21 protein-coding genes and 1 tRNA gene are annotated in these 22,350 nt (G+C 28.1%); 8 read left to right on the forward strand and 14 right to left on the reverse strand.

Annotated features, from left to right (window positions below; genetic code table 11):
- Window positions 1–77: 77 nt before the first annotated feature.
- A complete protein-coding gene (locus CP523_RS06565) occupies window positions 78–395 on the reverse strand; it encodes a DUF6514 family protein (RefSeq protein WP_066677461.1) in 318 nt (105 codons plus the stop codon).
- 371 nt (window positions 396–766) lie between these two features.
- Here CP523_RS06565 and CP523_RS06570 point away from each other — a divergent pair, with 371 nt between their 5' ends.
- Entirely contained in the window at window positions 767–3,409 is a 2,643-nt protein-coding gene (locus tag CP523_RS06570) for an FAD-dependent oxidoreductase (protein WP_120140716.1), read from the forward strand.
- 128 nt (window positions 3,410–3,537) lie between these two features.
- Here the strand turns inward: CP523_RS06570 and CP523_RS06575 are convergent, their stop codons facing one another.
- Window positions 3,538–3,897 (reverse strand): single-stranded DNA-binding protein, encoded by a 360-nt coding sequence (locus tag CP523_RS06575; RefSeq protein WP_066677465.1) that lies wholly within the window; start codon window positions 3,895–3,897, stop codon window positions 3,538–3,540.
- Between the two features lie 116 nt (window positions 3,898–4,013).
- Between CP523_RS06575 and galE the strand changes: the two genes are divergently transcribed.
- A complete protein-coding gene (gene galE, locus CP523_RS06580; RefSeq protein ID WP_066677466.1) occupies window positions 4,014–5,000 on the forward strand; it encodes a UDP-glucose 4-epimerase GalE in 987 nt (328 codons plus the stop codon).
- Window positions 5,001–5,084: 84 nt separating this feature from the next.
- On the opposite strand, the gene CP523_RS06585 is transcribed toward galE, so the two are convergent.
- Window positions 5,085–5,936, reverse strand: a complete 852-nt coding sequence (locus CP523_RS06585) for a YihY/virulence factor BrkB family protein (RefSeq protein WP_066677467.1) — start codon at window positions 5,934–5,936, stop codon at window positions 5,085–5,087.
- A 236-nt stretch (window positions 5,937–6,172) separates the two neighbouring features.
- On the opposite strand from CP523_RS06585, the gene CP523_RS06590 reads away from it, so the two are divergent.
- Window positions 6,173–7,051, forward strand: coding sequence for an aldose 1-epimerase family protein (locus CP523_RS06590; RefSeq protein WP_120140717.1), 879 nt, complete (start codon window positions 6,173–6,175; stop codon window positions 7,049–7,051).
- Window positions 7,052–7,105: 54 nt separating this feature from the next.
- Here the strand turns inward: CP523_RS06590 and CP523_RS06595 are convergent, their stop codons facing one another.
- Both CP523_RS06595 and CP523_RS06600 read right to left on the reverse strand, forming a co-directional pair.
- A complete protein-coding gene (locus CP523_RS06595; RefSeq protein WP_066677469.1) occupies window positions 7,106–9,400 on the reverse strand; it encodes an ATP-dependent DNA helicase in 2,295 nt (764 codons plus the stop codon).
- A 270-nt stretch (window positions 9,401–9,670) separates the two neighbouring features.
- The gene (locus CP523_RS06600) at window positions 9,671–10,261 is read right to left on the reverse strand and encodes a DUF1836 domain-containing protein (RefSeq protein ID WP_066677471.1); all 591 of its coding nucleotides are present in this window, start codon (window positions 10,259–10,261) and stop codon (window positions 9,671–9,673) included.
- A gap of 530 nt (window positions 10,262–10,791) precedes the next feature.
- On the opposite strand from CP523_RS06600, the gene CP523_RS06605 reads away from it, so the two are divergent.
- On the forward strand, window positions 10,792–11,031 hold the full coding sequence (locus CP523_RS06605; RefSeq protein ID WP_066677473.1) for an AbrB/MazE/SpoVT family DNA-binding domain-containing protein: 240 nt from the start codon (window positions 10,792–10,794) through the stop codon (window positions 11,029–11,031).
- Window positions 11,032–11,112: 81 nt separating this feature from the next.
- On the opposite strand, the gene rsmI is transcribed toward CP523_RS06605, so the two are convergent.
- From rsmI to CP523_RS06625, 4 genes are all read right to left on the reverse strand, one after another.
- A complete protein-coding gene (rsmI, locus tag CP523_RS06610) occupies window positions 11,113–11,958 on the reverse strand; it encodes a 16S rRNA (cytidine(1402)-2'-O)-methyltransferase (RefSeq protein ID WP_066677475.1) in 846 nt (281 codons plus the stop codon).
- Between the two features lie 2 nt (window positions 11,959–11,960).
- Window positions 11,961–12,710, reverse strand: coding sequence for a tRNA1(Val) (adenine(37)-N6)-methyltransferase (locus CP523_RS06615; protein ID WP_066677479.1), 750 nt, complete (start codon window positions 12,708–12,710; stop codon window positions 11,961–11,963).
- A 122-nt stretch (window positions 12,711–12,832) separates the two neighbouring features.
- On the reverse strand, window positions 12,833–14,089 hold the full coding sequence (locus tag CP523_RS06620) for a C40 family peptidase (RefSeq protein WP_120140718.1): 1,257 nt from the start codon (window positions 14,087–14,089) through the stop codon (window positions 12,833–12,835).
- Window positions 14,090–14,465: 376 nt separating this feature from the next.
- Window positions 14,466–14,771: a hypothetical protein gene (locus CP523_RS06625; protein ID WP_066677483.1), complete on the reverse strand. Its 306-nt coding sequence runs from the start codon at window positions 14,769–14,771 to the stop codon at window positions 14,466–14,468.
- A gap of 132 nt (window positions 14,772–14,903) precedes the next feature.
- On the opposite strand from CP523_RS06625, the gene CP523_RS06630 reads away from it, so the two are divergent.
- Window positions 14,904–14,979 (forward strand) — tRNA-Pro (locus CP523_RS06630).
- A gap of 214 nt (window positions 14,980–15,193) precedes the next feature.
- Here the strand turns inward: CP523_RS06630 and CP523_RS16475 are convergent.
- The gene (locus CP523_RS16475; protein ID WP_265586018.1) at window positions 15,194–15,322 is read right to left on the reverse strand and encodes a hypothetical protein; all 129 of its coding nucleotides are present in this window, start codon (window positions 15,320–15,322) and stop codon (window positions 15,194–15,196) included.
- A gap of 113 nt (window positions 15,323–15,435) precedes the next feature.
- On the opposite strand from CP523_RS16475, the gene CP523_RS06635 reads away from it, so the two are divergent.
- Both CP523_RS06635 and CP523_RS06640 read left to right on the forward strand, forming a co-directional pair.
- Window positions 15,436–16,785 carry a [Fe-Fe] hydrogenase large subunit C-terminal domain-containing protein gene (locus tag CP523_RS06635; protein ID WP_120140719.1) on the forward strand — a complete coding sequence of 450 codons (1,350 nt, stop codon included), beginning with the start codon at window positions 15,436–15,438 and terminating at the stop codon, window positions 16,783–16,785.
- A gap of 131 nt (window positions 16,786–16,916) precedes the next feature.
- Window positions 16,917–17,558, forward strand: coding sequence for an HAD family hydrolase (locus CP523_RS06640; protein ID WP_066677489.1), 642 nt, complete (start codon window positions 16,917–16,919; stop codon window positions 17,556–17,558).
- Window positions 17,559–17,767: 209 nt separating this feature from the next.
- Here CP523_RS06640 and CP523_RS06645 read toward each other — a convergent pair whose 3' ends face one another.
- Both CP523_RS06645 and CP523_RS06650 read right to left on the reverse strand, forming a co-directional pair.
- Entirely contained in the window at window positions 17,768–19,006 is a 1,239-nt protein-coding gene (locus CP523_RS06645) for an IS256 family transposase (protein ID WP_120140720.1), read from the reverse strand.
- 166 nt (window positions 19,007–19,172) lie between these two features.
- Window positions 19,173–19,919: a peptidylprolyl isomerase gene (locus tag CP523_RS06650; protein WP_120140721.1), complete on the reverse strand. Its 747-nt coding sequence runs from the start codon at window positions 19,917–19,919 to the stop codon at window positions 19,173–19,175.
- 167 nt (window positions 19,920–20,086) lie between these two features.
- Between CP523_RS06650 and bcp the strand changes: the two genes are divergently transcribed.
- Complete coding sequence (gene bcp, locus CP523_RS06655) at window positions 20,087–20,545, forward strand: thioredoxin-dependent thiol peroxidase (protein WP_120140722.1); 459 nt, start codon at window positions 20,087–20,089, stop codon at window positions 20,543–20,545.
- 286 nt (window positions 20,546–20,831) lie between these two features.
- Here the strand turns inward: bcp and CP523_RS06660 are convergent, their stop codons facing one another.
- Together CP523_RS06660 and CP523_RS06665 are read right to left on the reverse strand one after the other, a co-directional pair.
- A complete protein-coding gene (locus CP523_RS06660) occupies window positions 20,832–21,023 on the reverse strand; it encodes a hypothetical protein (RefSeq protein ID WP_066677279.1) in 192 nt (63 codons plus the stop codon).
- Between the two features lie 14 nt (window positions 21,024–21,037).
- The gene (locus tag CP523_RS06665; RefSeq protein WP_120140379.1) at window positions 21,038–22,267 is read right to left on the reverse strand and encodes an IS91 family transposase; all 1,230 of its coding nucleotides are present in this window, start codon (window positions 22,265–22,267) and stop codon (window positions 21,038–21,040) included.
- Window positions 22,268–22,350: the final 83 nt, after the last annotated feature.

The raw sequence follows: 22,350 nt of genomic DNA on the forward strand, positions 1-22,350 counted from the left end.
ACTATATTTTCCATTAAACAGGCTAATTTAATCATATGCCATTATAAGGATTATAAACTTTTTAATTATACTGTAAATTAATGTACTAACACTCTATCAAAATCATAAATATACTCATCTACATATTCTCCCAATACATCTACTAAATGTACTGGTGAAACTTGATTTTCATATAATAAGTTTAATAGTAGATTAACTTTATTCTCATCATTTGATATAAGTCTAATATCATCTCTTTCGATATTGACTACTTGTCCATCTTTGATATCTTGTCTTTCAACTTCAATTCCAAAAGCTTGACAGCCTCTAAACTGACTTCTTAACAACCTATAGAAATATTTATGTTCTTTGTTATCTTCTGTCCTAATACTAAATAAGCTATTAACAATATTCATATCCTCTCCTCCTTAATAACCCTATTTTTAAAAATTAATAATTGCCTCAATAAAACAATATCATACCTAAGCTTAAAACTATGTCAAACATTGTTTCTAATTCAGCTAAAATATTTTTCTATTTTCCTACATATTTTTTTCTCTTTCAACTTTTATTTGACATAATATCACATATTTGTAATATTTTTACTAGAATTTATATCATTACTTGTCGAATAGTAAATAAAAGTCGATAAATTGCACATACTCTAATATTAATAGACACAAAAAAACTTTTTAGTATTTATTGATATTGTTAATAATTAGTCATATAATTAATTTATAAATAATCGATATTAATTAATACTAATTACAAGAGGAAGGTGCATTAAATGAAATCCTTAGAAATAAAAAAAGATATCCACTGGGTTGGAGCTTTAGATCCAAATTTAAGAATATTTGATATTATTATGTATACTCCTTATGGAACAACTTATAATTCATATGTAGTTAAAGGTAGTGAAAAAACAGCAGTTTTTGAAACTGTTAAGGTAGAATTCTTTGAGGAATACATTTCTAGATTAAAAGATCTTGGTATTGATACTAAGAAAATAGACTATATAGTTGTAGATCATACTGAGCCAGATCATGCCGGTTCTGTTGCTAAACTATTAGAATTATCACCAAATGCTAAAGTTGTTGGTTCAAGTGTAGCAATTAGATTTATGAAGAAAATCGCTAATACTGAATTTGAATATATTACTGTTGGAGATGGAGATACTTTAAGCTTAGGAAATAAGACTTTACAATTTATTTCTGCTCCATTTTTACATTGGCCAGATTCAATGTACACTTATATCCCTGAAGATGAGATTTTAATCACATGTGATTCTTTCGGTTCTCACTATTCTTCTCCTTCTATAATTAATAGCAAAGTAGAGAATGAAGAACATTATATGGATGCTTTAAAATATTATTATGATTGTATTTTTGGACCATATAAACCTTATGTTTTAAAAGCAATAGATAAAATTAAAGATTTAAATATAGAAACAATCTGTCCTGGCCATGGCCCTGTCCTTGTAGAAAATCCTATGAAAATAGTGGAACTTTACAAAGAGTGGAGTACTCCTGCACCAGAAAGAGCTGATGGAAAGAAATTAGTTACTATTCCTTACGTGTCAGCTTATGGCTATACTGAGGAATTAGCTAAACAAATAGCTAAAGGTATTGAAGCTGCTGGAGATATTGAGGTTAGATTATTTAATGTTACTTATAGTGAACTAGGTGACATTCTAGGAAGTATAGGTGAATCCGATGGTTTATTATTTGGTTCTCCTACAATAGTTGGTGAATTATTAGAACCTATTCGTGATATACTTTCAAAATTAAACCCTGTAGTTCATTGTGGAAAACTTGCAGCTGCATTTGGTTCATATGGTTGGAGTGGTGAAGCCATTCCTAGAATTGAAACTAGACTTAAAGAGCTAAATATGAAAATCTATGGACCTAGTCTTAAAATTAATTTTAAAGCTAGCGAATCTGAACTTGAAAAAGCTTATAATTTTGGATTAAGCTTTGGAGAAACTCTTTTAGGCAAGAAGGAATTCGTTCCTTTATCTAATGAAAATCAAAATATAAATTGTGTTTCTTGTGGAGATGGAAAACCTAAACTTTGGAAATGTGTAATTTGTGGTGAAATATTTGAAGCTGAAGTTGTTCCTGAACTTTGTCCTGTTTGTGGTGCTGGAAGTGATCAATTTATAGAAGTAGAAAGACAAGAACCTATGGTTTCTATAGATAAAGATGAAAATTATGTAATTATAGGAAATGGTGCTGCCGGTTTCTACGCTGCAAAGGCTATTAGAGAAAGAAATGCTAAAGGAAATATAACTCTTATATCTAATGAAAGTGAACATTCATATATAAGAACCCAGCTTTCAGATTTAATCTCAGAAGATAGTGATGATCAATTCTATATTGTCGCTTCAAATTGGTACAAGGAAAATAATATAACAGAACTTCTTGGAGTAAATGTTGCTAGTATAGATAATAAAAATAAGACTATTATATTAGATAATAATAAGGAAATTTCTTACGATAAACTCGTTTTAGCTAATGGTAGTTATAACTTTATTCCTAATACAAAAGTTAAATTAGAAGATTCATCCCAATTAGAAATCGACTCTTTTAACTTTAATAAAATAAAGGGAATTCATACTATTAAGACACTAAAAGATGTTGAAATTATAAAGAGTGAATTATCGAATACTAAAAACGTTATAATTATTGGTGGCGGACTTTTAGGTTTAGAAGCTGCATGGGAAATTCAAAAACGTAACATAAATGTTAAAGTAGTGGAATTATCCCATAGAATTCTTCCACGTCAATTAGATAATGAAGGTTCTAAGATATTTAATACTATAGTTAATAATACTTCTGTTGAAGTTTTACTTGGAGAATCTATAGATTATATAGAAGCTAATGAAGAAGGAATAAAATCTATAATATTAAAGAGCGGTAAAACACTAAGTTGTGATATGATTATCTACTCAGTAGGAGTTAGAGCAAATACAGCTTTAGCTAAATCTATAGGAATTGAGTGTAATAAAGGAGTGCTAGTAAATAGTAATATGGAAACAAATATACCTGATATATTTGCTTGTGGAGATGTTGCTGAATACGAAGGACATTATTATGCTAATTGGCCAGCCGCTATAGAAATGGGTAAGGTTGCTGGTGCTAATGCTGCCTCTGATTCTATAGAATTCCAAAAATTTGTTTCTTCAACAGTGTTTGTTGCAATGGAAACTGAAGTATTTTCTGCTGGAACTATAGATTTTAATGATGAAACTTTAGAAAAAATTAGTTCTGTTAACAAAAATAAAAATAACTATGTAAGCTTATTCTTCAAGGATAACAAACTTGTTGGTGGTATTCTTATAGGTGATATATCATCTTCAGTAAAAATAATACTTGGAATCCAAAATGGTGAATCTAAAATTAGTGTTCTTTCCAAAGGAATAATTAATTGATATAGCATAAAGGAGCTGTTTGAAAACAGCTCCTTTATATTATATAAAGTTATAAATAATCCTTAACTATTTTTATTGTATATATTTTCTTATTTTAAAGATTTCAATTTGTTTATTATATTACATAATTAAAGAATTTCTTCTGTTGAATCCTCTTCCTTTTCCCATTTCCTACCACCAACAAATTTAAAATCTTCTCCTACTACTTCTGCTATATATTTTTTATTTCCATCCTTATCTTCATAACTTCCTGTTCTTAATCTTCCACTTAAGCTTATATAACTTCCTTTTTTCATATATTTACATACAACTTCAGCCTTCCTTCCCCATAATGTAACTGGAATTAAATCTGCCTTTCTTGTTCCATCTTGTGATTTAAAGTTTCTATCTACTGCAATTATAAATCTAGTAAATAGCTTTTCGTTATTTTCTAATGTCTTAAGTTCAGGGTCTCTTATTAATTTTCCTAGTAATACAATTTTATTCATTTTTTCTACCTCCTGAATATTTTATCTTTGATTATATCCAATTAGTATTTTTCTATTCAAATAATATAAAGTGTATTATAATTAAGTTGTAAATATAAAACTTAGGAGGTATGAGAATGGCAATATTAGTTTGTGGTGGTGCTGGTTATATAGGTAGTCATATGGTTGCTGAACTTTTAGAAAATGGTCAAGAAGTTGTAGTTTTAGATAATCTTGCCAAAGGTCATAAAGACGCTTTATTAGGCGGAAAATTATACGTAGGTGACTTAAGAGACAGAAAAATATTAGATAAGGTATTTACAGAAAATAAAATCGATGCAGTTATAGATTTTGCAGCTGATTCTTTAGTTGGAGAAAGTATGACTGAGCCTTTGAAATATTTTAATAATAATGTGTACGGTACAATATCCTTATTGGAAGCTATGAGAGATTATAATGTTAAATACATAGTATTCTCTTCAACAGCAGCTACTTATGGAGAACCTGATGAAATTCCTATTTTAGAAAACAGTAAAACTATTCCTACAAATCCTTATGGAGAATCTAAATTATTGGTAGAAAAGATTCTTAGATGGGCAGACCATGCTTATGGTATTAAATATACAGCTTTAAGATATTTTAACGCAGCTGGCGCACATATTAGTGGCAAAATAGGAGAAGATCACTCTCCTGAATCACACCTTATTCCAATAATATTAAGCGTGGCTCTTGGTAACAGAGATAAAATTATGATGTATGGTGATGATTATCCAACTGCTGATGGAACATGTGTAAGAGATTATATTCATGTTTCTGACCTAGCTTCAGCTCATTCATTAGCATTAAGGAGATTAATGAACGGTGGAGATAGTGCAATTTATAATCTTGGTAATGGAGCTGGATTCTCTGTAAAAGAGGTTGTTGAAATAGCTAGAAAAGTAACTGGACATCCAATCCCTGCTGAAGTTGCTCCTAGAAGAGCTGGAGATCCTGCAGTTTTAATAGCTTCTTCTGAAAAAGCTGTTAAAGAATTAAATTGGAAACCAAAATATAATTCACTTGAAAATATAATAGAAACTGCATGGAATTGGCATAAAAATCATAAAAATGGATATATTAAATAATATATAATAATTATTTTATTATATAAAACTCCACAAAATTTTCTAACAATAAATAAGGATAGAAGTTAAACTTCTATCCTTATTTTATTCTTCACTTTGTTTTTTCCTTAATGCTAATACAGAATTTATTTCAGCTCCAAGTATTAATATCATAGAAGTAATGTACAACCATGTCATTAAGACAAATACAGCTCCTAAGCTTCCATAAAACCTCGAATAATTTGCTATATTATTTATATAGTATGAAAATCCTAGAGAAACTCCAATCCATCCTAATGTGCTTATTATAGCTCCTGGAAAAACTTCTCTCCACTTTCTTTTAGTAGCAGGTGTATATCTATATATACATGCAAATATCCAGGTCATTATAAATACTATTATTACATAACGAGTTAAATTCCATAGCGTTTCTATGATATCCTTAAATGGTAGTACTGATATTAAATAGTCTCCTATTACATCTCCAAATACTAACATTGCTAATGTTAAAATTATTATAAGTGCTAATGTAAATGTAAAAAATATTGCTACGATAACTCTTTTAAAAAACGATCTATCTTCTTCCATGTTGTAAGCTTTATTTATCCCCTTAATTACAGCTCTAAACCCTGATGAAGCTGACCATATTGTAATAGCTATAGATGCCCCTAATAAACCTGTATATTGAGTATCTACCACTTCAATTACTATTTTTGATACAAGTTCAAAAACACTAGAAGGTAAAATACTTCTTAATCCATCTAAAACCTCCATGGAGTTCAAATTACTAAACCCTATTAAAGTCATTAAAAAGATTAAAAACGGGAAAAATGATAAGATTAAGTAATATGCTAATTGCGATGCTAAGGCAAAAATATCATCATTTTTAACTTTAACAATAAAATATATTAAAAAATCTAATGTAGATCTCTTTTTCCCAGGTTCTTCGTTTTTCATTAAATCACCTATCTTTATTTAATTTATATTCTATACTATTATATAACAAATTTATTATATTATAATTATTATTCATTAAAATTTCTACTACCAAATTCTATTTTAATCCTTTTCCAACTTTTTATCCATTTTTATTAAATTATTTCGTCTTAAACTACTTTACCTTTATTTAATATATACCCTATAGTATAATTTATATTATTTAGAATTATTTTTCTATGAAAGGGTGTTTAAATATGATTTATACTTTAGAAAACGACTCCATAAAAATTACAGCTAGTACATTTGGTGGAGAATTAAACTCTATTACAAGTAAAAAAGATAATACTGAATTTCTATGGAATGGAGATGCTAAGTATTGGAAATATCACGCTCCAATCTTATTTCCAATAGTAGGTAAGGTTAAAGATGGAAAATATAAAGTTGATGGAGAAACCTTCGAGCTACCTCAACATGGTCTTGCAAGAACTCGTGAATTTAATATGATAGAAAAAGATGAAAATCATATAATCTTTGAACTTACTTGGTCTGAAGATACATTAAAAGTTTATCCATATAAATTCTCATTAAAAATAACTTATACACTTGTAGATAACGGTGTTGTAACTACTTATACAGTTAATAACATAGATAATAAAACAATTTACTTCTCTATTGGTGCACATCCAGCCTTTATGTGTCCAATAGATTCTAATGAAAAATTTGATGACTATTATTTTGAATTTAATAAAAAAGAAACTTCATCAACAATGCAATTAGATCCTTTAACAGGTTATCTTATACATGATAAAAAGGAATATTTAAAGGATACTAATGTAATACCTTTAAGTTTTGAAATATTTAAAAAGGATGCGTTAATATTCGATGATTTAAAATCGAATATAATAACATTAAAATCTAAAAATCACAACAAAACTTTATCTATGGATTTTACAGGGTTCCCATATATGGCATTATGGACTAAATCAACAGGAGCACCATTTGTTTGTATAGAACCTTGGTATGGACACTCTGATTTTAATGATTTTAATGGGGAATTAAAAGATAAACCAGGAATAGAAAAGTTAAATATTAATGAAATATTTAATTCAAACTACACAATTTATATAAAATAAAATATACAACATATAAAGGAGATTACTAATATTCTATAAGCAATCTCCTTCTTTCTAATTTATCTTTTTAACATCCCATTCACTTGGTAATAAAGCTCTATATTTATTTGTAAAATACCTATCATCTATTAATAAAAGACTACCTTCATCCTCTTCTGTTCTAATTACTCTACCTGCTGCTTGGAGCACCTTATTTATCCCTGGATAAACATAGGCATAATCAAACCCGTTTTCTTCATAGTAATCCTTTATTATATCTCCTTCTTTAGATATTTTAGGAAAACCTACACCAACTACTATACTTCCTATAAGCATATCTCCTGGCAAGTCAATTCCTTCTGAAAATATTCCACCTACAACACAAAATGCTATTATTTTATTCTTTTCTCTAAAGTTATTAATAAATTTCTCTCTATCTTCTTCCGATAAGGTATCCCCCTGACAAACTGTACCTTCCTCTCCATAAAGCTCTACATATCTATTATATACTTTATTTAAATATGAGTATGATGGTAAAAAAGCCATATAATTACCCTGTATTTTATTAATAAAATCTCTAATAAGTCTACAGACATTATCTATATTCTTTTCTCTCATACTATATCTCATATTTAATGGATATGCATAAGTTTTAAATTTTTCAGAATCAAAAGGTGATGGTAACTTCATTCTATAACTATCTTCATTTCCACCAAGCAAGTCTATATAATAAGTTAATGGCGTTAAAGTTGCTGAAAATATTATTGTAGAATAGCTTTGTCTTACTATCATAGATAAGTTTTTAGAAGGATTTACACAAAATAATTTTACCTTAACTTCACTCTTATCTAATTCAACTATTGTAACATACTCATTTGAATATAGTTCTGAAATAGAAACAAAGCTTCTAATATCAAAATATAAATCTAATACTTCATTATAATTAGCTGTACCTATAGATGTAATTAGATATTCGTCACCTTCCTTTAAAACTATTCTTAAAAGTTTATATAAATCTCTAAACTCTTCTTTTTGATACATACTATTTTCTTCTAACTCTTGTACTTGCTTTCTTATCTTTATAAATTCCTTATTTACAGAAGACAAAGCCTTATAGAACTTAGGAGAAGTACCCTTTATTAATTTACTTACTTCCAAAATCCTACTTTTATATAATTCAGCACTAAACATTTCTCTAGCTCTATCAACTAAGTTATGACCTTCATCAACTAATATAATATTATTCTTAATATCATCTTCGAAAAATCTTTTTAATCGTACTCTTGGATCAAAGGCATAATTATAATCACAAATTACTCCATCACACCAAGAACTTAAATCTAACGATAATTCAAAAGGACAAATATCGTATTTTCTTGCATACCTTTCTACTACATCCCTTGTAAATTTATTTTCATTTGAAAGCATCTCATATATAATATCATTTACTTTGCTAAAATAATTAACTGCATATTTACATTCATCAGGATTACATGATACTTTTTCTTGGAAACAAATTTTCTCCTTTGAAGTTAAAGTTATACTTCTAAAGTTTAAACCCTTGCCTTTTAATTTATTAAAAGCTTCTTCTGCTACAGTCCTTGTAATTGTCTTTGCTGTTAAATATATTATCCTACTTCCCATCCCATTTCCTAGAGCTTTTACAGCAGGAAATATCGTTGACATAGTCTTCCCTATTCCAGTTGGTGCTTGTGCATAAAGAACACCTTTTTCTTTTATAGTATTATAGCAGTTAACCGCTAATTCCCTTTGACCTTTTCTATAAAACTGAAATGGAAAGTCTAACTTATAAATAGATTTATCTCGTTCTAATTGAAGGTTACCTTTAATTTTAATCCATCTACTATATTCGTTTACAATATAATCTACAAACTCTATTAGCTCCTCTAAAATAAATTTCTTATCAAAACTCTTAACTTCATTTGTCTCTATATTATAATAACTAAGCCTTATTGATATTTTACTTAAATTATTTTGCATTAAATATATATATGAATAAAACTTAGCTTGTGCCCAATGTAATTCATTATAATCTTCATCTATAAAAGTTAAATTTTTCATTGTTGATTTAATTTCTTCTATTATAACTTTATTATCTTCTATTATTATTCCATCTGCTCTACCTTCTACTTTTAATAAAGCATCTTCTATATTAAAAGTATATTCTAGCCTTACTTCCTTTTTATAATTTGAATATATCTTTTCATTACTTAACTGTAATTTTTGATGGGCTAATGTTCCTTCTAAAGCTCTACTTTTTCCTGTATATCTATCATCTAAGTGTCCTTTTCTTAATATATATTCTATTATTCCTCTAACCGATTCCCTAATTACTATCTTATCTTCCATAGCTAAACCTTATCTTTCTCATCATATATTAATATTATAACCAATACCTAAATACAAAACTATAAAATCTACAAAGTCTACCTAAAGTTCATTTATTTCTTACACATTTTCTCTGCAAGTAGAAGCTATTGCATTAGAACTTTAGTTTTATTCCTTAAACTAAAATACTTAACTTTAAATTTATTATTAAATTACAAAGAATTTATATATCCATATTAGTTACTAAAGAATAAAAAAAATAACACAGAATCCTCTGTGTCATCTAAAAAATTATTCTGAATGATATTCATTTACTATTTTTTGAACTAGTTTTTTAATTGCACTTGCTTGTGCTATTAATGACATTACTATTACAAAGGTTCTTATGCTATTTTCATCTTTTTCATTTAGATCTAATTCTGAAATTATTTCATTTAGCTTTTCTTCATCTATAGCTGATGTAGCTAAAAACTCCTTAAAACTTTCACTTTGCGTTTCTGCAAAAATTTTATAAGCTCGTTCCCATGATATTATGTCATCAGACCTATCATTTATCTCATTAAATGCAAGACTAAATACTTTTTTTATTTCTTCAGTAGTTAATACAGGTCTCATATAGCTTAAAAGAACTAATTGTACTAAATGAATTTTTGTATATCCTCTTTTTTTACCATCTTCTGGTTTAGTTATAACTTCACTTTTTATGTAATTTTGCACTATATTGTTTGTATATTTATCCTCTGTAAATTTATCATTTAAAAAATCTATAACTTGGGATAGAAAGAGGTCATACTTTGGTAGATCATCATAAGAAACCATATTATTAGTTGACATTTCTTCTGCCATGTCTGTTATATAACTAGTATCAATTTTTTTTACCATTACTTATCCACCTCTCGCTTTGGCATTAAATATTCTTAAAATATATTATATAGTAAATATAAACTTATTACAAGTTAATTTGGTCTGTTTTATTTTCAATAAATACCTCTTTCTAAAAATATTTTACCCATATATTCATTTACTAATTCTACTTCCTTATACTTATTATACCACTCTGCTAAAATTTAATCATCTTTTATTCGACATAAAATATTTTATTACAACAATTTATTTTTTTACATTTTTTTCTTGTTATGTAAGTTAAATTTTCAATTTTTTAGCTGTTTTATTTATAAATCATTAAACAATCCTAGAGTACAAGCCATTTATAGGACTATGTATTTTTTGGAAATTTTTTTAAACCCTATTGACATTTCTAATATATGGTAGTATATTTTATTTATGAAGTTTGCATATATAAAAAATTTGTAAATTTTAAATAAACTTATCATTTTAATATTGACTTTTAATTACATATTTAGTAATATTAAGTTACAAGATGTCGAAACTTGTTTTAAGGAGGAAATATAATGAAATCAACTGGAGTTGTAAGAAGAGTAGATGAATTAGGAAGAATAGTTATTCCTATAGAATTAAGAAGAACATTAGATATCGCTGAAAAGGATGCTTTAGAAATATATGTAGATGGTGAACAAATCATATTAAAGAAATATGAACCAGCTTGTATTTTCTGTGGCGATGCTAGAGACGTGGTTAACTACAAAGGTAAGAACATCTGCGAAAAGTGTTTAACTGAATTAAAAAAATAATTTATTTTTTTAATACATAACTCTTTAACTTAGTTCTTATGTAAATGCCCCCGTTAGTTTAAATTCTAACGGGGGCATTTACTACATATTAGTAGAATATTTATATATTTCTTTTTTAGGTACTCCTCTTTCCTTTGCTACTTTCTTAATAGCTTCTTTTTTATCTATTCCAAGTTCCATAAACTTCAAAATATGTTCTTCTATAGTTAAATCACTCCATAAAGCCTCTTTCTCAGCTTTTATTTCTTCCTCTGATTTTCCTTCTAAAACTAAAACAAACTCTCCTCTAGGTCTATTTTCTACAAAATACTTTATACCTTCTGATATTGTTCCTCTATATATTTCTTCATGTAATTTTGTTAACTCTCTACATATAGCTATCTTCCTATCTCCTAAGTTTTCTTTTAAATATCCTAAAGTATCTAAAAGCCTATGTGGAGCTTCATAAAATATAAGTGTATCTTTAACATTCAAAAGTTCTTCTATTACTGGTTTCCTCTCTTTATTTTCTCTAGGTAAAAAACCTCTAAAAACAAACTTAGTTGTATCTATTCCTGAATATACTAAAGCCGTAGTTATTGCTGTAGCTCCTGGCAAGACTTCAAATTCTATTCCTCTTTCAATACATTTAGTAACAATAACACTTCCCGGATCAGAAATTCCCGGTGTACCAGCATCAGTTACTAATGCAACATTTAAACCATCTTCTAGTTTAGCTATTATATCTTCACTTTTTCCTTGTTCATTATGCTGATGGTAACTAAATAAACTTTTTTTAATGTTAAAGTGGTTTAAAAGTTTTAAACTCTGTCTAGTATCCTCTGCTGCTATTATATCTGCATTCTCTAAAACCTCTAAAGCTCTAAGGGTTATATCTTTTAAATTACCTATAGGTGTAGGTACTAAATATAGTTTTCCTTGTGCCACTACTATCCCTCTCTTCCATATATCTCATTTAATTCTTTCGTATAAGTTCCATCTTCATTATATACACATAAAGGAGCTTCCCATTTTAAAAATGCTCCTCCATCCCTTTGCCCTTCTACTAAAACGATATTTGGAGCCTTTTTAGCATTAGGTTGAACCATTTTAACTCTCTTTGGTTCAATTTTATGCTTTCTCATAAGCTCAAATATATCTATTAATCTTTCCGGTCTATGTACTATATACATACGTCCATTATCCTTTAAAAGCCTTCTAGAGGCTATTATTACATCTTCTAATGTACACATGATTTCATGTCTAGCTATTGCTAGTTTATCATTAGGATTTAAAATTCCTGCATTATTTAACTTATATGGTGGATTTACAGTAAGCACATCAAACTTTCCTAAAGAATCAAGTAATTTTTTATTTTTTAAATCCCCTTGATTAAAAGTAATTATTTCTTCTAAGTTATTATATTTTGCACTTCTCTTTGCCATTTCAACCATTTCTTCTTGAATTTCTAATCCAACTATAGACTTTGGTGAATACTTACCATAAATCAAAAATGGTACAATTCCAGTTCCAGTACATATATCTATAACTCTATGTTTTGTCTTAACATTTGCAAAATCAGATAAAAGAACTGCATCTACTCCAAATCTAAACGCATTCTTCTTTTGGATTAAATAAAGATTTTTCAGTTGTAAATCATCTATTGATTCATCCTCTAGCAATTGTACTCTTTCTTCCATGTTATCATCCTTTATTTTCTTTTTTCTAATTATACCCTAACAAATATTAATTTACAATTAATAGCTTTTAACTTAAATAAACTCCGGCCATTTAAAAGACCGGAGTTTTAAAATCAATTTAATTATTCTATTATTCTTCTAGCTGCATGGAATGAAGTAATTGGAGATACTTTAACGGTATCCCCTGGTTGAGGTGCATGAATATAACTTCCTCCACCTACATAAATACCTACATGGTCACCGCCATACGTAAATACTAAATCACCTGGTTCTAATTCACCTTGAGATACTGCTCTACCTTGTCCTAATTGACTATAAGTAGTTCTTGTTATTTCTATTCCTGCTGCATTTCTATAAACATAACTTGTAAATCCTGAACAGTCAAATGAATCAGGACCTGTTGCTCCCCATACATATGGTCTACCTAATAATCCATAAGCATAACCTACTATACCTGAAGCTGATCCGCTTACAGTAGGGTTGTCCCCTCTATTTGGTGTACTTGGTTTACTAGCTTGAATTTGTGCTTGAGCTTGAGCTTGTGCTTCAGCTTGTGCTTTTAAATCATCAACCTTTATTTTTGCAGCTTCAATAGCCTCATCAATTTCTTCAACTACTATTGGACTCTTAAGTTGATTATCTCTAATACTTCTTAATTGCTCAATAGCACTTTGTATTTCATCTACTGAACTTGATGAATTTAAAACTGCTAATTGTGGTTCAACTAATTTTCTTTCAGCAACTGATAAGAATTCTTCATCAAACTTAGATTGCTCTTCTTTTGCTGAATTAATTAAAACTTCTTGCTCTTTTCTCTTACTTTCAAATTCAACTAAAGCTTTTTCAGTTTCTTCATTAACTTTAACTATTTCGCTATTCTTTTCTTCTAATGAAGCAACTTTAGCATTCATCTTTTCTTGCTTATCTAATATATCTTTTACAACCTTCTTGTCTATGTTAACTAATCTAGTTGTAGAATCTAATTTAGATATGAAATCACTAAAGCTTTCTGCGCTAAATAATATTGATAAGTAGCTACTTTGTCCACCTGACTTATATAACTCTCTTAACCTCTTACCTAGGACTTCTTCCTTTTCCTTCATTTCAATTTTTGATGTTTCAATTTCTTTAGTAGTGTTTTGAATTTCTTCTTTTATAATTTGCATTTCTTTTTTATTATTTTCTACTTTTTCTGCAAGTGGATCTATTTCCATATTCAATTTGTATATTTCGCCTTGAATGCCATTAATCTTATTAGTTATTTCTTCATACTTTTTTTGATTTTCCGTAACTTCTTGGTTTGGTGTCGCAAAGGCAGGCACACCTGAAGTTAATACTAAAACTCCTGCGATAACCGCTGATAATATTTTCTTTCTCATACGTATCCTGGTCCTCAGACCATCCCCCTCTCCTACGTGATATGTTACCATTATAACACTTATGGAAACTTTGGACAATGGTAATTTTTTTTAAAAAGCTGACACTCAGAGGGTGTAAATGTATACATGAGATTTAACCTCTATCTTCTAAACCAATATTTTTTAATATTAAAACCTCCTTAACGCTAATTAAATCCTTGCTTCAGCAGGGATTTAATCTTAATATTATTATAATATAATGTTAATTTTCATTTAAAAATTCTTAATTTTTTCTTAATAAATTCTTATTTTTACCTATCTTCTAAAATACACCTATTTTCATCTATTTTAACCATATAAAAGGAGACATTTTTAAATAAAATATCTCCTTTTATAATTAAAACTTTTTATATTTTTTACTTAGCTTATTTTGAATTAAAGATGCTGTTACCATTATTATTATGAAAACTATCACTATATACTTAGATAGTTCTGCATAAAAATAATCTAAACTACCTAGTAATAATCCAATTACTCCTATACCTATATTAAACATTCCATTAAAACTGATAAATTTTTTAGTATCTGTATAAATTTTCACATCTGACATTAGGCTTTTAATCTTTTTACTACTTAAAATTACTAAACCAATAAGTATAAAACCTATACTTGCCATTATCATTACAATAGTACTTCCTCTCAACTTTAGTACCTCCTCTATGTAATTTTACCTTAATACTAATATATACTAAATTAAAAGATTCATATTTTCAATATTTATATAAAAAATGTATTGACATAAATGATGTAAGTAACTATAATAAATAATGTACTTCGGGGTGTGGCGCAGATGGGAGCGCGCGTGGTTTGGGACCATGAGGTCGCAGGTTCAATCCCTGTCACCCCGACCAAAAAGCTAGGTATTAGATACCTAGCTTTTTTATTCTTTAGGAAATTATATAAATATCTAAATTGTGACTAAATTAATCCTATTCTTAAAACTAAATATATTCTCCTAAAGAATAAAAATAATAGTAACTGCTATACAAATTCTCCTTCCATAAACTTCATAGGAATCACCTAATTGAAAAAACTCATATCTCCAAAATAATGTTAGATATTTTCTTATTTGTTTGAATCATTTTCTATATACTCTTCACCTTCTCTAAATCTTTCATCAATCCCAGCAGCTTTACAAAAAGATAATACAATAGGAATAATAGCAATATAAATACATAATATTAATACTGGCATAACTATCTCTCCTTTTAAATTATAAATTTAAGTAATATTATTTATAAAAATTAAAGATACTAATTATATATTAAAATTCACTTTTATTTGTAACTTTTTCTTGGAGGTATAAAATGAATAAAGAATATACTGATTGGTTTAATGAACTTGTTAAGTCATATTATGATGGTAATTTCGATGAAACTATAAAAAAGATATTATCCAATTCTAATAAAAGTCCTGAGGAAACGTTTTCTGTTATTTCATCCTTATGTGGTTGCAACATTAAATATGATGAAAACTATATCTACAATTTAAAAAAAGCTATTACCAACTATAATGTTCATCAAAAGATTGTTGAGAAATTACAAAATTGCTTTGGAAAATGCTCTGAAAACATAGATGAAATTCCTAAATGTCAACTAGCATGTCCATTTGATGCAATAATTGATAATAAAGAGAATAATACTAAAGTAATAGACAATGAGCGCTGTATAGATTGTGGTCTATGTATAGATGCTTGTGATAATGGTAATTTTATTGATAAAGTAGAATTTTTACCTATAATGGAATTAATAAAAAATAATACTAAAGTAATTGCAGCAGTTGCTCCTGCTATAAGTGGGCAATGGGGTCCCAATACAACAATGGATCAAATGAGAGCTGCTCTTATAAACCTTGGCTTTACTGATATGATTGAAGTAGCTTTTGCTGCCGATATGCTAACAATAAAAGAAGCTGTTGAATTTAATAAACATGTTAAAAGTTCTTCTGATTTAATGATTACCTCATGCTGTTGTCCTATGTGGGTAGGTATACTAAAAAAAGTGTATAAATCATTAGTTAAAGACCTTTCTCCTTCAGTTTCTCCAATGGTTGCTGCTGGAAGAGTTATTAAAAAACTAAATAAAGATGCTAAAGTAGTTTTTATAGGGCCTTGTATAGCTAAAAAAGCAGAAGCTAAAGAAAAAGATTTATCTGATGCAATTGATTTTGTTCTTACATTTCAAGAATTAAAAGAAATTTTTAATGCTTTAGATATTTGCCCATCATCCCTACAAGGAGTCCCTTCAATTGAATACGCTTCTCGTGGAGGAAGATTATACGCACGCACAGGAGGTGTTTCAATTGCAATTTCTGAAGCTGTAGAAGAGCTATATCCTGAAAAGCATAAGTTATTTAAAGCCGTTCAAGCAGAAGGCGTTAAAAACTGCAAAGAGGTTCTCGCTAAAGCTCAAGAAGGTAGTTTAGATGCTAACTTCATCGAAGGTATGGGTTGCATTGGCGGATGTGTAGGTGGTCCTAAGATATTAGTATCTAAAGAAGATGGAAAAAAAGCTGTAGATGATTTTGCATATAATTCATCTATAAAAATTGCAACTCATAGTAATATATTAGATAATATTTTAAATGATTTAAATATAACATCTTTAGATGATTTCAAAAGTCCTGAAAAAATTCATATTTTAGAACGTGATTTCTAAATAATATCCGTTGCCTTTAGCAGCGGTTTTTTCTTATACTATCATACTATTATAAAATGCTATTTCGTTGATTATTTTTTTAAATTTGTTATAATATAAAATTAAAGTATATACTAGGAGTGATTAAATTAATGCAGAACATAAAAGCAGCAATTTTTGATTTAGATGGAACTCTTGTAGATTCTATGTGGGTATGGGAACAAATAGATATAGACTATTTATCAGCTATAGGCCATAAAGTTCCTAATAACCTTAAAGATGAAATAACACACTTAAGTTTTAATGAAACAGCCTTATATTTTAAAAATAGATTTAAACTAGAAAATTCAGTTGAAGAAATAATTAATTCTTGGAATACAATGGCATTAGATTATTATTCAAATAAAATCAAACTAAAAAAAGGTGTATCTGAATATTTAAATAAACTAAAGGATAATAATATAAAAATAGCACTTGCTACAAGTAATTCCACCCCCTTACTAGAGGCCACATTAAGAAATAATGGTATATATCACTATTTCGATGCCATAACAACTACCGATGAAGTAAAAAGAAATAAAGCCTATCCCGATGTATATCTTCTTTCCGCAAATAAACTCAATATATCTCCAAAAGATTGTGTTGTCTTTGAGGATATTGTCCAAGCAATTAACGGCGCAAAACTTGCTGGAATGAAAGTTATAGCAGTATATGATAAAAGTTCAGAAAATCAAAAAGAAGAACTTATGAAACTTTCTGATAAATATATAAATGATTATACTGAACTTATATAAAATAAAAGCATCTTGGATTTTCCTCCAAGATGGAGAGAATAGATAATTCTGTGTAATTATCATTTTTATTATTTTAATATTACTGGAAATTTTCATTTCCAGTAATATTTTTTTATATTTAAGAAATACTAATAATGTTTCTTATTACCTTTTTTAGTATTTCAAAAAAATCTAATAGTATGCATATAATTTATAAAAAGTACAAGCTTTTAAGCTAATTCATCTTTTAATTGATCTTCAAATATTATTGATAGCTCTGCTAACGTAGCACCCCAATTATGTATAGGCTGAGTCCATTTTTCTAGTATCTCCATCGTTGCTAAGTAAACACACTTATTTAAAGATTCATCAGTTGGGAATATGACTCTAACTTTAGTGAATTTACGTATTTGACGATTAAAACCTTCTAAGATATTTGTAGTATAAATCATCTTTCTTATAGTTGGAGAGAAGTCGAAAAATGTTGAAAGGTTACTCCAATTATTATACCAGGAATCTATTACTATTCCATATTTATCTCCCCATCTCTCCTTTAAATTATCTAGCTGTGCTAACGCAAGTTCCTCTGTTGTAGCCTTATAAACCTCCTTCAAATCTTTCATAAATGCTTTTTTATCTTTTGAAGCTATGTATTTTATTGAATTTCTTATTTGATGAACAATACATGTTTGAATATTTACTGATGGAAATACTGTTTTTATAGCTTGTGGAAGCCCTTTTAATCCATCCATACAAGCAATTAAAATTTCTTTTACACCTCTATTTTTTAAATCATTGCAAATTCCTAACCAGAATTTAGCACCTTCAGCTTCATCAACCCATATACCTAAAATATCTTTATATCCTTCCATAGTGTATCCTAAGCATATATAGACAGCCTTGTTAACTATCTTTCCATTACTTCTAACTTTAAAGTACATAGCATCTAAATAAACTATTGGATATATTTTATCTAATGCTCTATTTTGCCATTCGGCGGCGCTAGCAAGCACTTTATCAGTTATTTTAGATACCATCGATGGTGATATAGTTATTCCATATAAGTCTTCAATTTCAGCCTGAATATCAGATGTTGACATACCTTTAGCATATAAAGATATAATCTTTTTATATAACTCAGTACACACAGTTTCATATTTTTTTATAATTTGTGGCTCAAATTCAGCATTTCTATCACGGGGTACGTCTAGGTCGACGTCACCGAAGGAACTTCTTAAATTTTTGCGACTATAACCATTCCTGTAGTTCTTCTTAGTTTGATCAACTACTTCTACACGTTCATATTTATTTCTTCCTAGATGTTCTTCCATTTCACCTTCTAATATATTTTCAAGAACATCTTTAACTAATCTTTGTATTAATCCGTTTTTACCCATCACATCATCGATTGTTTTACATCTTTTAATTTCCTCGTTGTAATCAAAGTTGGTATCAATTTTTCTTGTCATAATAATTCCTCCTAATTTATATAGTATATTATTCCAAAACTTCCAACTGTTAATACAAAAAAACAGTAGATAGTTTTGTTTTTACACAAAACTATCTACTGTCTCCCAAGATGCTTTTATTTTAATTAATTTATATTAAATAATTAAATTCCTTATATAGATAAAATTAATTTCTAGTAACTCCATACTTTGCTTCTAACTCTTTAACAACGTCTAAATACTTTCTTTGTTGTCTTTCTTGAATTAATTTATTTACTATTTGTGATTTTACATTTTCAAAATCTACAGTTTTTTCTTCTGATCTATCTTCAACCTTTATTAAATGATATCCAAATTGAGTTTGTACTGGTTCACTTACAACTCCTATTTCTAATTTGAATGCAGCATCTTCAAATTCTGGCACCATCATTCCTCTACCAAACGCTCCTAAGCTACCACCTTGTTCTTTTGATGGACAACTTGAATATTTGCTAGCAGCTTCTTCAAAAGTAACTTCTCCTGATTCAATTTCTTTTCTTACATTTTCGCAAGTTTCCTTTGAATCAACTAATATATGCTTAGCTGATACTGTAGGTTGTTCTACAAACATATTTTTATTTTCATTGTAAAAATCTAAAGCTTCCTTATCAGTAACTGTTATTTCTGATAACACTTTATTCATTGTTACTTGAGTTAATAATTCTCTTTCAACATTTTTTAAATTAGCTTTAAATTCTTCAGTAGTATTAAGATTTAATTCTTCTCCTAGATTAGCCATTAATTCAAAAGCTATAACTTGTTCTAATAATTGTTTCATAGCCTCTTCAGTTTGAAAATATGCCCTTTTATCCTCTGGATATCTCATAACTAAACTTTGTAAATCTGACATCTTAACTTCTTTGCCTGCTACTGTTGCTAAAATTTTATCTTGCATTTATAAAAATCTCCTTTATTGTTTATAGTTATATCTCTTATTATATCAGAATTAGAAGTATTGTATATTATATTTAACATAATTTTTTACATTGCTCCTAATAATTATTATTGATAATAATTATCCATAGTATTATAATTAAATAAAAAGGTTAGTAGGAGGTTACAATGATAGAATTAGGTAAATTAGCACCAGATTTTACTCTTATAGGCTCTGATGGCAATGAACATAGTCTAAGTGATTATAGAGGCAAAAAGGTAATATTATATTTCTACCCTAAAGACAATACTCCTGGTTGCTCTACAGAAGCTTGTGACTTTAGAGATAATAACAATGAGATTAACAATCTTAATGCCATAGTAATTGGAATAAGTAAGGATTCTCTATCCTCACATAATAAATTCATAGAAAAGTTCCATTTACCTTTTATTTTATTAAGTGATGAAGAAAAGGCTGTGTGTGCCCTTTATGATGTAATAAAAGAAAAAAATATGTATGGTAAAAAAGTACTCGGAATTGAACGAAGTACTTTTATAATTAATGAAGAAGGAATTCTTATTAAAGAATTTAGAAAAGTTAAAGTTAAAGGCCATGTTGAGGCTGTAATAGAAGAATTACGCTTATAAAGTTTAACTTTACAAAAGAGTATGATTAAATTATTATCATACTCTTTTTAATTTTATCTTAATTTTTTCATGCATATGATTTCCCAAAAGCTTGCCTAATAGAAAACTACGAAAGGAGTATTTTATTTTTTACCCTTTAGGATAATATACTTAATTTTAAAATCATCATTTAATTTCATAAAGAATAAAAAAGTGGCTTTCGCCACGCTCCCTTCGGGAATTTAATTTTAAGTACCTTAAGAAGCATAGAACCGATATCTGTTCTATGCTATATTTTTCCTATTAATTAATACTTTATTCCATATACTCCAGTATACTCTTTAGGCCTCATTACTCCTCCGCACTTTTCACATGAAAAGCATGGTGGTTCATCAACATTGCTTTGATCCATTTCATCAAAATATTCAACTACTTCTTTAGGAATATTTTCTTTAGCTCCGCAAATAGTACAAATATATAATATTTCCTCTGTTTTCATCTTACTTCCTCCAACTAAGTTGTTTTCGGAATTATTTTACCACTTAATATACGTTTAGTAATAGCATAATTTTCTATAGCCTTTTCTAATTTTTCTTCATTCTCTTCTATAATCTTAATTCTCAGCCGTTCCCTCATGGACCCATATTTAGGATATACAATATCATGAAATCTCATTTTATTACCACAGTTAGGACATTTACACGGATTTACACCACTTATTGCCAGTATTCTATTCTCCCAAGTTGCTATAGATCTTCTTATACTTAATATCTTTTCATCTATCATTTTTATAAAATTAAATTTTCCTTTGCTTCTTCTAGAATAAATTCCAAAGTATCTTATCATTTTAAAATTTTTCTCTGGAATATGTCTTATTATTCTTTTTATGAACTCATATACATGTACAGTTTCAACTATGACCTTATTATCTTCATGTCTAGTATATTTATAAGTCACATTTTCACCATCATATTTAAGAATCCTTGATTCCGCTATCGCAGGACGTCCCACATATCTCCCTACATATTTTGCTGCTGTCTTCGCTGATTTTATCTCAGTTTTAGCATGAACATAAAAACCTTTATCTTTCTCTTTATATAGTTTATTTTTTAGTAATTTAATTTCTTTTGTATTTCCATTTATATAAGTTATTTCATCTAACAAAACCTTTTGCCATCTTTTTCTTAATGATTCATAAGATATGTGCCTTATATGCCTCCATTCTGTTATATTTCCTCTCCCTCCTTCTGTAACCATCATATGTACATGAGGATTCCACTTTAAATCTCTTCCAAATGTATGTATTACAGTTACTATACCTGGTGTGAATTCCTCCTTTCTATTTAAACTATGCATCCAACTCGTAACAGCTCTCGCTGCGCACTTCGGCAATATCTTAAGTCTTTGTCTATCCAGTCCAAAGAATTCTCTTAATTCTTTTGGTATAGTAAAAACTATATGTCTATGCCTAACATTTATTAAATTTCCCAACATATTATCAATCCAATTATCCGTATAAATCTTTCCACATGAAGTACAAAATCTACTTTTACATGTAAATCCGATTCTCTTTGTAGTATTACAATTATTACACTTCAATTCAATAAATCCATACTTTGTATCTTTACACTTTAAAACTTTTTCTACTTCCTTTTTAACATTAGGTCTAATCTTATTTTTATATAACTTTTCAAACTCTTTCCAATGGTCTTCTAATATTCTTTTTATCTTACCTTTTTTCATCTGTTAAACCTCTAATTTATAATTAATTAATCTAACATATTTGAAGGCTAAAAGCTAGATAATATCTAACTTTCAGCCTTCAA

This window comes from Clostridium septicum (assembly GCF_003606265.1).
GTDB classification, from domain to species: Bacteria; Bacillota; Clostridia; order Clostridiales; family Clostridiaceae; genus Clostridium; species Clostridium septicum.